Raw genomic sequence first — 13,640 nt, forward strand, 5'->3', positions numbered from 1 at the left:
TTTAAAAGTAAATTTAACCCAGCCAAAGAGAGTAAATTTAAATTTAGAGGTGAAATTTAGCCCAAACTAAGCGCCAAAAGGATTTAAAATTTAGCCTCATCTCTTATCAAATTTAGCTTTTTTACAGCCTCATCAAAGTCATCAGAGCTTACAAAAACGCTAATGTTTTCATTTTTCTTATAGACCTTGTCGTAGTATTTTGTGAGTAAAATTTCAGCCACTTTGGCAATGTCGTTTTCATTAAATTTGGCCACCGCCTCATCTCTGGCCTCTTTGTCGATGAAGGGCGAAATTTTCTTTATGCACTCATCAAAAAAGGCTTTATCCACACTTTTATAGTCGCTTGTGATGCAAGAAATTCTATTCTCCAAGCTCGCGCTAACCTCAACGCAGATGCCTCTTCGCATCGCTTCATAAAGGCTTTTTGGAAGTGTTAGCGAGCCGATCCTTCTGCTCTCGCCCTCGATAAAGCAAATTTGATCTTTTAGTGCAGAAAGCTCCTCAAATAACGCATCTTCAAAGCACTTTTGGCTAGGCTGCGCGCCGTTTATCGCGCCAAAGACTGAGCCTAGGTGATTTGCCATCGCTTCAAGGTCTATTGATGGCGTAAGTGCCCTTATTAGCTTACTTTTATAGCAGCCAGTGTTGCCAAAAAGAGTGATAAATTTCGTGCTTAAAGGACGCTCTAAAAATTCCAAAACATGGTTTCTATAAGCCTTATAGCCGCCATTTAGCCTAAAAACCCTATACCCAATCATGCTTAACACAAAGCCAACCGAGCTTGATCTAAGTCCGCCCTTTGCGCAGTAGATGCCAATAGCTGAGCCGACCTTAGCCCTTTTATAGACCTCGTCGATGATATTTTGCAAATTTTTGCAGATGTATTTTGCACCAAGGCTCTTGGCTAGGGCCCTGTCGCTTTTGTAGATTGTGCCTACCTCTTTGTGCTCAGCATCATCAAGCGCGTATAAATTTAGAGCATCTTTTATGTGCGAGTAGGCATACTCATGCGGCGTTCTAGCGTCTATTAAGAGCTCAAACTCGCCTCTTTTTTCAAGCCACTGCTCTATATCAATCTCAAATAACGCCACTAAAAGCCTTTTTTAGCTTTTGATAAAGCGGATGAAACGGCGTGCCATTTACTCTCACATCAGCGATCGTTGTGATGAAATTTGTATCCCCGCTCCACCTTGGCACAAGATGATAATGCACGTGCTCAGCTATGCCAGCGCCTGCTGCCTTGCCTAAATTCATACCGATATTTACGCCCTGAGCGTGAAGCTCCCTTTTTAAAATTTCAACCCCAAGCCTTACAAATTTACTCATCTCAAACCACGTCTGCTCGTCAAGCTCCTCGATCTTGTCGGTGTGGTGGTTTGGTATGATCATAAAGTGTCCAGGCGAATACGGGTATAAATTCATTATCCCAAAGCAGTGTTTAGCACGAAAAAGCACGCCATTTTTCTCGTCGTCTTCTTTTGAATTTATGACCTCGCAAAAGACACAACTATCTTTTTTTGCGCTGAAATACTCGCTTCTCCAAGGGGCACAAAGGTGCTGCATCACTCGCCCTCCTTTATCTTTTTAACGGCATTTTTTATATCATCTTGCCTCATAAAATGCTCTCCGATCAAGAAAGCATCAACTCCGATCTTACTTAGCTCGCGAAGCTGCTCATGCTCGTAAAGTCCGCTTTCAGCGACTATTATCTTGCCATTTGGCAAAAGTGGCACGAGCTTCTCGCAAAGGCTCATATCCATCGTAAAATCATCTAAATTCCTATGATTTATCCCTATTATATTTGCTCCTGCAAAGATCGCCTTTTTCACATCGCTCGCGTCATGGGTCTCTACCAAGACCTCAAGCCCCAGGTGGTGCGCGTACTCAAGTAGCTCTTTTAGCTCGCCTTGTGTTAGCGCTTTGGCGATAAGCAGGATAAAGTCCGCCCCATAAACAAGCGCTTCTAAAATTTGATACTTATCAACGATAAAGTCTTTTCGCAGGATCGGCCTTGAAGCGTAGCGACGAACTTGCGTGATATACTCTATGTCTCCCTTAAACCAATGAGGCTCGGTTAGGATACTAAAAGCATTTGCGTACCGCTCGTACTCCTGCGCTATTTTTATCGGCTCAAAATCCTCTCTTATCACGCCCTTGCTTGGGCTTGCTTTTTTGATCTCAGCTATGATCTTTATAGGCTCATCTTTACTTGATCTAAGTGCGCCCAGAACGTCTCTTGGCATGTATGGATTGTATGCCAGAGAGCGACCTAGCCACTCCATAGGAAAGTCTGCCTTGCGCTTTTTTAGATCCTCTTTTGTCTTTTTTATGATCTCATCAAGTATCATTTTTTAAGCCTTTTGTTTAAATTTATTATGCAGCGCTCGATTAGATGTAAATGCTCTTTTGCCTCTTTTGAAGTCCTAAAATCAACATCTTTCATCGCGTGAATCATTATGCCCTTTGCCTTTTTGCACTCACCAAGCTTAAAATATCCCCACGCTAGCGAGTCCTCATAGTAAGGCGAGTCTGGCGAGATCTCAAGCGCTTTTTGCACCATCTCTACGCCCTTTCTAGGGTCTATCTCATGATCAATTAGCAAATAGCCGTAGTAGTTAAAAAACATATCATTATTAAGCTTTGGCACGCTAGCTTCAAATTTATCTAAGATATCAGCGATCTTTTTTTCATCTAGGCTATCTTTGTTCATCTCGTACTCGTAAATGGCTGCCTTTGCTAAGAAATTTAGATCCCTGCTGTCGTTATAAATTTTAACCGCCAAAACGTATGCATCGCCAAAATTTCCAGTCGCAGCGTAAAGATCCATAAGCGTGGCGTCGTTGTAGCCATATTTTTTCAAAATTTCAATAGCCGCTTTGTAATTTTTATCATAGATAAAATACTGCACGATCTTATCAAGATAAGTGGTATCGTGAGTGATATCATAGATCTCTTCAAAAAGCTCGATCACCTTTGGGAAATTTCTTTGCTGAGAGTAAATTTCAGCCAAAAGCTCACATGTCTTTTGAGTGCAGCCCTGCTCCTCGCGGAATTTCTCGAGGTATTTTGTCGCATCATTTACATTATCCATGCGGTTTAAAAGGATATCAACGATGCGGAGTAAATTCTCCTCTTCAGGCTTTAGCGAGTATGCCTCTTCAAAGTATTTTAGCGCCGTTACCGTATCATTTTGCATCATACAAATGGTACCAAGCATGAGCAAATTTTGAGCGTTTGGCTCTTTTGTGGCAAGCTCTTGCATCAACTCTTTTGCCTCGTTTAGCTTAGAGAGATTGACTAAATTTGCAACCTTGATCCTGATAAAATCGCTATCATCTTTTAAGCTCTTCTCGCCATCACTCATGAGGCTATCTAAATTTTCATTTTTTGTAGCAAATGCTAGCTTGATCGCCTCTTTTAGATAGGTCTTTTGATTTGTCTCTTTAAAAAGCCCAAGATAGGTCTGGATGCTAGCATTTACATCGCCACTATCTTGCGAGATGAGAGCTTGCATTAGGCGTAAATTGACACTTTTGTTGTCATCTGCAAGCAGATGCGTGCTAAAAAATACGCTTATAAAAATTATTAAAAATTTACGCCAATGCATTCTGCTCTTAGCTCCTTTAAATTTTTTTTAAAATAATCCCAAAACGGAAATGTCCTGCACTGCTTAGGTCTTAGCTCATAAACCGAGCAGTTTTTATTTTTCTCATCAAAAAATATGCAAGCAAAACCGTCATCATAAGGCTTTTCTTTTATGCTTCGCCTTACGCCCACTTTTATTAGAAATTTGCTCTCAAACTCATCTTTTGACATATCAAATGCGGCGCAAAATTTTAAAATTTCACCCTCATCTATCCAGATGTAGCCGCTCTCGCCAGTGCAGCATTTGCCTCCGCAACTCTCACAAAAACTAGGATCAAACTCATAGCTAAAACCCTCAGCTCTCACGCTATCTCCTTGTAAGAGATGCTGTTTGTATCAGCTTTTTTAAAGATCTCGCTTGCCTCTTTCGTGTGCGAGCCATCCTCGCTCATCACAAGAGGCGGCAGGACTTTTAGCTTTGAGTTTGAGTTGTTTCGCACTTCAAGTAAAGCCAAATTTGCTGGCTTATCCTTTTTGGTATGGACAAATTTTAAGCTCACCAAATTTAGCTTATGCTCTTTTAAGCATGCCGCTATCTCGCTAAGATCATCTGGCGCATAGCAAAAAAATGCCCTTTTATGTGGCTTTAAATTTACGCTTATGCCTCTTATAAAATCCTTTAAATTTAGCGAGCTTGCATATCTACTAACTTTTATGTGCTCATTTTGGCTTTTTGTAACACCGTCATGATAAAAGGGCGGATTTGAGATGATTAGATCAAATTTCTCACTATCTTTAAAATTTGCAAAATCAGCCGTTATAGCTCTAGCCTCTAAGCAGTTGCTCTTTGCGTTAAAGCTAGAAATTTCGCTATTTAGCTCCAAAAGATCAAGCATGCTTAGATCTATCTTTTTAAAGTCACGCTTAAGCAAAAGTCCAAGTATCCCACACCCTGCTCCAACATCCAAAACTCTGCCAGAAATTTCGCCAAAGCTCATGCAAATAAAATCATAAAGAACGAGCGTATCGCTGTTGTAGCGATAGCCATTTTCAAGCTGAGCTAGGATCATCTATAAACCTTGATGATAAAGCCGCGCGTCACATCTTTTACGATCACTTCAGAGCTAAAGCTGATCCTTGCAAAGTCGCCAAATTCCTCTTTTATAAGCTCAGCAGCTGCCTTTGCACGCTCTTTACCAACGCCGTAATTTACGTAGTTATTTAGCTTGCCAAGGTCATCTTTTTTGATATTTTGAGCGACATTTGATGGGATGACAAAATTTTTCTTATCCACGATCGGGATGATCTCATACATGTAGTTTGAGTTAAATCTCTGCAAAAACTCGCTCACTCTGTTTTTGCACATTATGCTCACTTTGTCCTTTGCGTCCATATCGTCACACTCGATGCTAGAGATGAGGACGAGCTTTGTTGGAGTCTCAGGCTTTGTCGTAGCTTGCAAGATATTTTTTAAATTTACATTTTCGTTTTCAAGCTCGTCTTGTCTGTTTAAATTTTGCTCGATATCTTTTTGAAGCTCGATGATCTGGGCATTTACGGCTCCGCCTTTATGACCGCTCGAGCTTAGCTCGCTTATCTTTGAATTTAGCCGCTCGATCGTCTTATTGCTCTCGTTTAGCTTTTGCTTTGCATTTTCTAGTTCATTTTGCAAGCTTAGTAAATTTTTGCCACCACTTTTGTTGTTATCAGTTAAAAAGGTTGAGGTATCAACTATCTTTTTTTGTAGCATGTTTATTTGCTGGCGCAAAATTTCGTAGTTTTGCATATCGATCTTTAGCGTTCTTTTTTGAGTTTCTAGCTCATTTTGCTTAGAGAGGAGCATCTGGCTTGTCTTTGTGACATTTTCTTCAAGCTCTTTTATCTTCGCATCTTTTAGATCAAGTTTAGCGCTTAAATTCTTTAGCTCGCCCTCGTTTGAGCCAAGTTTTTGTGACTGCAAAGAGATGGTTTGGTTTTGATCAAATAGCGTTTTTATAAATTTAGTTGTCTTTGTATCAAGCGCTTTTAGCTCTTCTTGGCTCTTTTTAAAGCTCTCCTCACTTAAACTTAGCTTTTTACTTAGCTCATTTAGAGTTGAGTTTGCGTCTAAATTTTGCTTTTCAAGCTTTTTATTTAGAGCATTTGCCCTCTCAAGCTCTTTTTTAAGCGAGCTTATATTTTCATTTGCAAGCTTATTCTCTTGCTCGCTTTTTAAACTCTTTTGCTTTAGATCATCAAAGCTTTTATGAAGTGCCGCAAGCGAGGCATTTAGCTCTAAATTTTTGCCATTATAGCTTTGCGCCATTAGATCTTTTGAGTTTAAATTTTTCTTGATCTCTTCAAGCTCGTAAATTCTATCTTTTAGTGCAGTCTTGTTTGACTCAAGAGCCTCCTGCAGATCGATTATCTTATTTACCTTTTTAGAAAGCTCATCCTCCATAACGCTCTTTTGCGTCTCAAAGCCATCATTTAGCGCATTTATCTCTTTTTCATAGCTAAATTTTTGAGTGTTAGCGTCGTTTTTAACTCGCTCGATTTCCTCTTTTAAAAGCAAAATTTCTTTTTTCTCGCCTCTATCTTTTTCACTTTGAGCTTTTTCATACTCTTTTATAAGAGCTTCTTTTTGCGCAAGTGTCGCGTTTAGCTCGTTATTTTGCTCTTTTAAAGCGGTGTAGTTTGCCTCAAAACTCTCTTTAAATTTATTAAAGCTGGCCTCGGCATCTTTAAGTTTACTCTCATCGCCATTTCTAGCGTCATTTATCGCATTTTCAAGGTCAATTATCTTTTTCTCATAAGCCTTTGAGCTCTCTATCATATCAGCTTGCGCTTCATTTAGGCGCTTTGTCAAAGCTTGGATATTTTCAAAGTGTTGCGCCTCAAGCTCGCCAAGAGCCTTTTGATTTTTTTCTACTATCTCATTTTTTTCATTTTCGATATTTCTTTTCATCTCTGAAATTTTGCTTATAAAGTCTAAATTTTTCTCGCTCATATCGACATTATCAGCGGCTAAAATTTCATTTTTTTTGCTTAGCTCGCGCACTTGCTCTTGAAGCTCTTTTACATTGTCTGATAAATTTAGATCCTTATCATCAACAAAATTTTGCATGTAGCTCTTTGGCGTGATGTAGCCGCCATACTCGTAAAGATCATCTTTGCTTACATATCTTTGTTTCTCTTCTTCGGGGAGATCATCAAAATTTATAGAATAAATCGTTTGATTAGTATCTTTTGGCACCTCGTCCTCTTTTTGAAATTTCAAAAACGAGAGGCAAAAGCCAGCTATCAGACAAACAATAGCCAGTGCGATTTTATTTATCAAGCTTGTGCCTTGCCTTTTAAGATATCTTTGATGACGCTATGAGCGTGATTTAGTCCGACTACGATCGAGCCACCATTTTTTAAAACAATGTCGCCTCCCACATATAGTCCTGGCACGCTACTTTGGTAATTGCTATCAACTATCGGAGTGCCTTTTTCATCAGTTTTTATCTGACATTTTTGTAAAAAATCAACCGGACTTGAGCCACCGATCGCATAGACAACCCTGTCATAGACACGGATCTTGCCATTTTCATAATGCACTCTTACCTTGCCTGATTCATTATCGATCTCGGTTATATCGTGATTTAGCCTTACTTTTATCTTATTGTGCTTCTCAAGCTCCCAAAGTGCGCTTAAATTTGTCTCATTTACACGGCTAAATTTATCTTTTCTGTAAGCGATTGTCGTTTTGTTATACTGACAAAGCTCGATAGCATACTCAACTGCAGAGTTGCCACCGCCCACAACTAGCACTTTTTCGCCGTTTGTGCAGTTATCAAGGTTAAAATTTACAACTGAATTTAGTGATGGCGGTATCTTATAGTCAGGTTTGTTTGGTCGTCCCATTTTGCCGATCGAAACCATCACGTTTTTGGCTTCATAGACAGCTTTTGAGGTAGTTACTTTAAAGATTTCTCCCTCTTTTTTTACGCTTTCGACCTCAGAGTTAAAAAACGCCTCGATATTCTCAGAGTCAAGTAGCTTGTCAAAATAATCAAGCGTACTCTCTTTTGTGCCATCTTCAAACGAAACTAGCCCATGTATCGTGCTATCTTGACCTTTATACTCTTTATCTACGCGTTTATTGTCTTTATAAAATTTTCTGATCGTTTGGCTGTGATTGTCGCCTTTTTCAAGGAGCAAAACATTACTTAAGCCATTTCTTTTAGCCTCCACTACACTAGCTATGCCGCAAGGTCCGCCGCCAACTACTATTAGATCATAAATATTTGCCATATTTTTCTCCAAATTTTATAAATTTTAAGCTTTTTTAACTAGATCAGCCATCAAAAATGCAAGCTCTAAAGCCTGATCGGCATTTAGTCTTGGATCGCACTGCGTCTCATATCTCTCTTTTAGCGAGCTTTCAGTGATGTTTAGCGCGCCACCAGTGCACTCTGTCACATCTTTGCCAGTCATCTCAAGATGCACGCCACCTGCTCTTGTGCCCTCAGCTTTATGAATTTCAAAAAAGTTTCTAACCTCGCTTAAAATTTTACTAAATTCACGAGTTTTGTAGTTGTTTGAGGTCTTAACGGTGTTGCCATGCATCGGATCGATGCTATAAACGATATTTAGCCCCTCGCGCTTTAGCTCTCTTAAAATTTTTGGTAAATTTTCGCCGATCTTGTCAGCGCCCATTCTGATTATCACATTTAGTCTGCCAGCTTCATTTTCTGGATTTAGCTTATTTGCAAGCGCGACAACTTCTTCAGCTTTTGCACTTGGTCCGATCTTTACGCCGATAGGATTTTTCACACCACTTAAAAAATGCACGTGAGCATCGTTTATACCGCGTGTTCTCTCGCCTATCCAAAGCATGTGAGCCGAGCAGTCATACCACTCGCCACTAAGGCTATCAACCCTAGTTAGTGCCTCTTCATAAGGCAAAAGCAGTGCCTCGTGAGATGTATAGACTGCGGTTTGATTTATCGCTGGGGTATTTGCCGAAGTGATGCCACAAGCTGCCATGAAAGATAGAGTTTTTGTTAGATCGTCAGCTAGTTTTGCGTATTTCTCACCGATCTCTGGCCTTTTAACAAAGCCTAAATTCCACTTATGCACCTGATGAAGGTCTGCCAAACCTCCTCTTGAAAAGGCTCTTAGTAAGTTCATCGTAGAAGCACTTTGATAGTAAGCTTCTATCATGCGTTTTGGGTCGGCAACTCTAGCCTTTTCATCAAATTCAAAGCCATTTATGATGTCACCTCTATAGCTTGGCAACTTAACGCCATTTACCTCTTCATAGTCGCTACTTCTAGGCTTTGCAAACTGCCCTGCTACGCGGCCTACTTTGACCACTGGACAGCCACCGCCAAAGGTTAAAACTATCGCCATTTGAAGTAAGACCTTAAACATATCTCTGATGTTGTTTGCGTTAAAATTTGTAAAGCTCTCAGCGCAGTCGCCACCTTGAAGCAAAAAGGCCTCGCCATTGCAAACTTTTGCAAGCTCATTTTTAAGACTTCTAGCCTCGCCAGCAAATACCAAAGGTGGAAGTGCTTTTAGTTTTTCTTCAGCCTCTTTAAGCTCTTTTAAATTTGGATAAGTTGGTTGTTGTAAGATATTAAATTCTCTCCAGCTATCTCTGTTCCAAGTCATAAATTTTTCCTATCTTTTACCTTGATTTAGCGCAGATTATATCACGCAAAACTTAAAAAATAAAAGCCATTAATGGGTTATTAAAGATATTTTACATACAATCGCTACTTTAAATTTACCCAGAAAAAGAGAAGATTTTTTTCATGATAAAAGGCATTTTTTATTCGCTTTTGGCATCAGTTTTATTTAACTGCATCTACTACATGTCAGTGCTCATGAACCCCATCAGCACGCAAGCTCTTATTGGATACCGCATGATCTTTGCCATGCCTTTTGTCATCGCCGCCATTTTTTTGTTAAAACAGCAGCGAAATTTCAAATTTTTACTTCTAAAAATAAAGCTAAAACCTAAAATTTTGCTCATTTTATTAGCTACCTCGCTCATCGTCTCATTTCAGATGTGGCTCTATCTCTGGGCTCCAAGTAACGGCGCAGCGCTAAAAGTCTCGATAGGCTACCTCATCATGCCAATAGTCATGGTCCTTTTTGGACGGATATTTTTCAAAGAGCACCTCTCAAAAACAAAGTTAGCATCGATATTTTTCGCTGCCATTGGCGTCTTTAGCACAGCAGTCATTAGTGGTGGCATCTCGTGGGAGAGCGCTGTAGTTTTTTGTCTTTATCCAGTCTATTTTACCATTAGAAAATACTACAACCTTGCAAATTTCTCAAGCTTTGTTATCGAGATAATTTTTATGTTTTTATTCTCATTTTATTTTGCGCTCACAGCCGACATGAACTACGTAATGAGCCAAAATCCAAACATCTACTATCTACTCATCTTGCTTGGTGCTATCAGCGGCATAGCCCTCATCGCCCAGATCCTCTCAAGCACGCTCGTACCGATAAATGTGCTTGGTTTGCTTACATATTTTGAGCCTATAATGATGCTTTTTGTCTCATTTGCTATCGGCGAGAGACTGGAGAAAAGCTCATACTTTTTGATGATCTGCCTAGCCATCTCTGTCACACTTTTGATGATAGATAGTATAAATTCTATAAAAGGCGACAAAAATACCAAGACTAAATGAGAGCCAAAAAGGCGTTATTCTCGCGCTTAGCGCCTTTTTTATGTGGGGGTTTTTGGCGGTTTATTTCAACCTATTTAGCAAAGATGTCGATGCTTATGAAATTTTAGCCCACAGGATCATCTGGTCATTTTTCTTGATGGTAGCAGTGCTTTGCATTAATGGCAAAATGGGCGAAATTTTTGCGCTTCTTAAGGATATCCGCTCGCTAAAGGCTCTATTTTTAAGCGGTATTTTTATCACCATAAACTGGGGCGTTTATGTCTATGCGGTGGGTAGCGGTAAAATTTTAGATACGAGTTTGGGATATTTTATAAATCCCTTGATAAGCATGCTCCTTGGCGTCATCATCTTTAAAGAGCGCCTGAGCAAAGCTAGCGCCATAGCCGTTTGCATCGTCATCGCAGCCGTCTGCGTGCAAATTTACGCCAAAGGTGGCCTGCCACTTGTCTCTATCATCTTGCCACTTTCGTTTGGATTTTACGCGATGGTTAGAAAGATGGCGAAGATTAGCGCATTTAACGGGCTTTTTATCGAAACATTTTTTATGTTTCCATTTGCGCTTGGCTACGTTTTATGGCTGGTTTTTCACTCACAAAGCCACTTTGGACTAAACGAGGACTCACTTTTAATGATCGCTTCAAGCATCGTCACTATCGTGCCACTTGTAGCTTTTAACGCAGCTACGACAAGGATAAATTTAACGACTATCGGCTACTTGCAATACATCTCGCCAACCATCGCGATCCTTTGCGCGGTCTTTATTTATGGCGAAATTTTAGATGGCTACAAAGTCATCTCATTTTGTATGATCTGGCTGGCGCTTGCGATAATTAGCGTGGATAAATTTAGAAAAAGGAGTAAAAATGAATAGCGTTACGATTTATTTGCTGCTTGCGTTTTTTGCGGCGCTTATTTTATATTTTCAGATACAAAAACTAACCAAAAAGCTTGATGATGAGGGGGCGGTGCCTGCCTATCAAAAGGCTGCGCAAGATGTTTTAGAAAATTTAAGCAACGCAGAGAAATACCCTAAATTTTGCAATGTCATCTTAAAAAAGATAAACGCTCTAAGGCAAGACATACTCTTTGAAGATGCGCTAAACGAGGCTAGTGACAAGGATAAAGCTCTTGATCAGCTCGAGCAGACAAGAGATAAGCTAGAAGCGCTTTTGAAACAAGAAAATGCAAACTGGGAGAGCAAACTGGTTGAAATTTTAGACGAGATCGATGGCTTTGTAAAGGCAAATTTCAAAAACGGTAAAGATAGAGCCGAGGAGCTAAGGGACGAACTAAAAAAAGAATTTGATGGGTTGTGAAAGTGACTTTGGTATTTTTAGCAAATTCTAAATTTTGTGTCCAAACTATTAAATTTTTACTCAAATTTACATTTTTTAATTGAGTAAATTTAAACTCCTTAGAGCCAAATTTAAAGCTTCGCTTTTAGAGCCATTATCCTCTTATATGAAGCGTCTATCCGCTCTTTGCTGATCTTTTTCTCATTTACAGCATCCACTATGATCTGAGTGACCAGGTCGGCCGTTCTTTGGTTATTTATCTTAAACTCGCTAAAGAGCAAGATATCGCCACCAGCGTTTATAAATTTCACCACTTTTTGCGCCAAAGTCTCATCTCCAACACCTTTCATCAGCATATCATCGCTGATAACCACGCCATTAAATTTAAGCTCATTTCGCAAGAGATCGGTTATTATTTTTTTAGAAAGTGTGGCCGGATTGTCCTCGTCGATGCCCTTTACAAAAAGGTGTCCGACCATGATGATCTGCGCTCTACCTGTGCTTATAGCGTCTTTATACGGCAAAAGCGCATCTTTACTTAGCGTGACCTCGCTTTTATTTTTATGTGAGTCCTCTTTTGAGCTGCCGTGTCCTGGGAAGTGCTTAAGTGTCGTTAGGATGCCCTGCTCTTTAAATGCATCCATAAAGGCATCAGCGTAGATCACTACCTTGCTTGCATACTCGCTAAACGCCCTTTGCTTAGCGGCGATGATTGGCGAGTTTTCATCGTGCAGATCGACCACTGGGGCGAAATTTAAATTTATGCCACACTCTTTTAAATTTATAGCCATTTTTGAGTATAGATCATATGCACTTTTGATATCAAGCGTGCTTGCGACCTCGTATGCGCTAGGATATGGGCCGTCAAAGCTCTTGTCTTTCATACGGCTTACGTTGCCGCCCTCTTCGTCAATGGCGATAAAAATTTTAGGACTTTTCTCTTTGATCGCCTTTATGCTAGCTTTTAGCTGGGCTTTGCTGGTGACGTTTCTGCCAAGCAGCATAACTCCGCCAAATCTCTCGTACCCAGCATCGCTTAACATCGCGCGAAACGTAGCGTCTTTTGTGCTAGCGCCGTTAAAGCCGACCATTATCATCTGCGAGACCTTGGCTCTTAGGCTCACCTCTGCGCCGTTTAACCCCAAAGCAAAAATAGCCATAAAAAGTATAAATTTAAAAGCTCTCATCTTCTTCCCAAAAGCGATTTAACGCTCTCAAAAACGTCTTTGCCATTTAGCATATTTTCAACCTCACTAGCAATCGGCACATATATGCTCTTTTCTTTAGCGATCTTGCTAATAGCCCTTGCCGTATCGACGCCCTCTGCCACCTCGCCAAGCTCATTTAAAATTTTCTCTAATCTCTCGTGCCTTGCGATACCAAGACCTACACGGTAGTTGCGTGAAAGTATCGATGAAGCGGTCAAGAAAAGATCTCCTGCGCCGCTAAGCCCCATAAATGTCTCATCTTTTGCACCAAAAAATTTGCCAAATCTAGCCATCTCAACAAGCCCCCTCGAAATGAGGCTCGCCCTTGCGTTGTTGCCAAGACCAAGGCCGTCGCAGATGCCACCAGCTATGGCGATCACGTTTTTATAGGCTCCGCACACCTCAGCGCCGATCACGTCATCTGAGGTGTAGGCTTTCATATAGCTTGGGAAAAATGAGGCAAATTTTAAAGCTAAATTTTGATTTTTAGAATTTACCACCAAGGCGCAAGGCAGCTTTTGCATGATCTCTTTTGCAAAGGTCGGCCCTGAAAGAAAGGCCAAATTTTCTCTATCAACAAAATCCTCGTAAATTTCATTTAGAAATTTAAGGTTTGCCGTGTCTATGCCCTTGCTGGCGACTAGTATCTTTTGACCTTTGTTTTTGTAGTTTTGCTTTAGCCATAAATTTGTAGCTTGCGTTGGGATCGTGCAGACTAGATATTCGCACTCCAAAGCCTTTTCTAAGCTTACAAAATTTGGCATATCTCTTGGCGTTCTTGAGCTGATGACGCACTCGTTATTTTCACTAAATGCGTGAAATAGCGCACTGCCCCACTTGCCAGCTCCGATGACTGCTATGCTCATTTTAGCCCTTTT

14 protein-coding genes are annotated in these 13,640 nt (G+C 40.3%); 3 read left to right on the forward strand and 11 right to left on the reverse strand.

Annotation, left to right across the window (positions count from 1 at the left end):
- Positions 1-83: 83 nt before the first annotated feature.
- The 9 genes from mnmH to F3G76_RS00820 are packed head-to-tail and all read right to left on the reverse strand — an operon-like array spanning position 84 to position 9,228.
- The gene (gene mnmH / locus F3G76_RS00780) at positions 84-1,091 is read right to left on the reverse strand and encodes a tRNA 2-selenouridine(34) synthase MnmH (protein WP_149705648.1); all 1,008 of its coding nucleotides are present in this window, start codon (positions 1,089-1,091) and stop codon (positions 84-86) included.
- Positions 1,078-1,563, reverse strand: a complete 486-nt coding sequence (locus F3G76_RS00785) for an HIT family protein (protein WP_002942290.1) — start codon at positions 1,561-1,563, stop codon at positions 1,078-1,080. The genes mnmH and F3G76_RS00785 overlap by 14 nt, the downstream gene beginning before the upstream one ends.
- Complete coding sequence (gene trpC, locus F3G76_RS00790) at positions 1,563-2,348, reverse strand: indole-3-glycerol phosphate synthase TrpC (RefSeq protein WP_103567991.1); 786 nt, start codon at positions 2,346-2,348, stop codon at positions 1,563-1,565. The genes F3G76_RS00785 and trpC overlap by 1 nt, the downstream gene beginning before the upstream one ends.
- Entirely contained in the window at positions 2,345-3,607 is a 1,263-nt protein-coding gene (locus F3G76_RS00795) for a tetratricopeptide repeat protein (RefSeq protein ID WP_149705649.1), read from the reverse strand. The genes trpC and F3G76_RS00795 overlap by 4 nt, the downstream gene beginning before the upstream one ends.
- Positions 3,586-3,951, reverse strand: coding sequence for a YkgJ family cysteine cluster protein (locus F3G76_RS00800; RefSeq protein WP_149705650.1), 366 nt, complete (start codon positions 3,949-3,951; stop codon positions 3,586-3,588). Before F3G76_RS00800 ends, F3G76_RS00795 begins: the two co-directional genes overlap by 22 nt.
- Positions 3,948-4,655 carry a tRNA1(Val) (adenine(37)-N6)-methyltransferase gene (locus F3G76_RS00805; RefSeq protein WP_149705651.1) on the reverse strand — a complete coding sequence of 236 codons (708 nt, stop codon included), beginning with the start codon at positions 4,653-4,655 and terminating at the stop codon, positions 3,948-3,950. The genes F3G76_RS00800 and F3G76_RS00805 overlap by 4 nt, the downstream gene beginning before the upstream one ends.
- Positions 4,652-6,904 carry a coiled-coil domain-containing protein gene (locus F3G76_RS00810; protein ID WP_149705652.1) on the reverse strand — a complete coding sequence of 751 codons (2,253 nt, stop codon included), beginning with the start codon at positions 6,902-6,904 and terminating at the stop codon, positions 4,652-4,654. Before F3G76_RS00810 ends, F3G76_RS00805 begins: the two co-directional genes overlap by 4 nt.
- The gene (locus F3G76_RS00815) at positions 6,901-7,863 is read right to left on the reverse strand and encodes an NAD(P)/FAD-dependent oxidoreductase (protein ID WP_002942343.1); all 963 of its coding nucleotides are present in this window, start codon (positions 7,861-7,863) and stop codon (positions 6,901-6,903) included. Before F3G76_RS00815 ends, F3G76_RS00810 begins: the two co-directional genes overlap by 4 nt.
- 24 nt (positions 7,864-7,887) lie before the next feature.
- On the reverse strand, positions 7,888-9,228 hold the full coding sequence (locus F3G76_RS00820) for a class II 3-deoxy-7-phosphoheptulonate synthase (RefSeq protein ID WP_149705653.1): 1,341 nt from the start codon (positions 9,226-9,228) through the stop codon (positions 7,888-7,890).
- Between the two features lie 143 nt (positions 9,229-9,371).
- On the opposite strand from F3G76_RS00820, the gene rarD (F3G76_RS00825) reads away from it, so the two are divergent.
- From rarD (F3G76_RS00825) to F3G76_RS00835, 3 genes are read left to right on the forward strand one after another with little or no spacing between them, the layout of a single operon-like run.
- Positions 9,372-10,259: an EamA family transporter RarD gene (rarD, locus tag F3G76_RS00825; RefSeq protein ID WP_149705654.1), complete on the forward strand. Its 888-nt coding sequence runs from the start codon at positions 9,372-9,374 to the stop codon at positions 10,257-10,259.
- Between the two features lie 16 nt (positions 10,260-10,275).
- Entirely contained in the window at positions 10,276-11,130 is an 855-nt protein-coding gene (gene rarD / locus F3G76_RS00830) for an EamA family transporter RarD (RefSeq protein WP_223227415.1), read from the forward strand.
- A complete protein-coding gene (locus tag F3G76_RS00835) occupies positions 11,123-11,575 on the forward strand; it encodes an aryl-sulfate sulfotransferase (protein WP_149705656.1) in 453 nt (150 codons plus the stop codon). The genes rarD (F3G76_RS00830) and F3G76_RS00835 overlap by 8 nt, the downstream gene beginning before the upstream one ends.
- Before the next feature lie 110 nt (positions 11,576-11,685).
- On the opposite strand, the gene F3G76_RS00840 is transcribed toward F3G76_RS00835, so the two are convergent.
- Both F3G76_RS00840 and F3G76_RS00845 read right to left on the reverse strand, forming a co-directional pair.
- On the reverse strand, positions 11,686-12,741 hold the full coding sequence (locus F3G76_RS00840; protein ID WP_148785383.1) for a glycoside hydrolase family 3 N-terminal domain-containing protein: 1,056 nt from the start codon (positions 12,739-12,741) through the stop codon (positions 11,686-11,688).
- Positions 12,738-13,628, reverse strand: a complete 891-nt coding sequence (locus tag F3G76_RS00845; protein WP_149705657.1) for an NAD(P)H-dependent glycerol-3-phosphate dehydrogenase — start codon at positions 13,626-13,628, stop codon at positions 12,738-12,740. The genes F3G76_RS00840 and F3G76_RS00845 overlap by 4 nt, the downstream gene beginning before the upstream one ends.
- Positions 13,629-13,640 lie beyond the last annotated feature (12 nt).

The organism is Campylobacter concisus (assembly GCF_902460575.1).
In the GTDB taxonomy this organism is placed as follows: domain Bacteria; phylum Campylobacterota; class Campylobacteria; order Campylobacterales; family Campylobacteraceae; genus Campylobacter_A; species Campylobacter_A concisus_AW.

What these genes read in the sequence shown, in the direction of transcription:
- F3G76_RS00785 (WP_002942290.1), bottom strand. Translation starts at nt 1,563, where the DNA reads ATGCAGCACCTTTGTGCCCCTTGGAGAAGCGAGTATTTCAGCGCAAAA.
- trpC (WP_103567991.1), bottom strand. Translation starts at nt 2,348, where the DNA reads ATGATACTTGATGAGATCATAAAAAAGACAAAAGAGGATCTAAAAAAG.
- F3G76_RS00795 (WP_149705649.1), bottom strand. Translation starts at nt 3,607, where the DNA reads ATGCATTGGCGTAAATTTTTAATAATTTTTATAAGCGTATTTTTTAGC.
- F3G76_RS00805 (WP_149705651.1), bottom strand. Translation starts at nt 4,655, where the DNA reads ATGATCCTAGCTCAGCTTGAAAATGGCTATCGCTACAACAGCGATACG.
- F3G76_RS00815 (WP_002942343.1), bottom strand. Translation starts at nt 7,863, where the DNA reads ATGGCAAATATTTATGATCTAATAGTAGTTGGCGGCGGACCTTGCGGC.
- F3G76_RS00820 (WP_149705653.1), bottom strand. Translation starts at nt 9,228, where the DNA reads ATGACTTGGAACAGAGATAGCTGGAGAGAATTTAATATCTTACAACAA.
- rarD (WP_149705654.1), top strand. Translation starts at nt 9,372, where the DNA reads ATGATAAAAGGCATTTTTTATTCGCTTTTGGCATCAGTTTTATTTAAC.
- F3G76_RS00835 (WP_149705656.1), top strand. Translation starts at nt 11,123, where the DNA reads ATGAATAGCGTTACGATTTATTTGCTGCTTGCGTTTTTTGCGGCGCTT.
- F3G76_RS00840 (WP_148785383.1), bottom strand. Translation starts at nt 12,741, where the DNA reads ATGAGAGCTTTTAAATTTATACTTTTTATGGCTATTTTTGCTTTGGGG.
- F3G76_RS00845 (WP_149705657.1), bottom strand. Translation starts at nt 13,628, where the DNA reads ATGAGCATAGCAGTCATCGGAGCTGGCAAGTGGGGCAGTGCGCTATTT.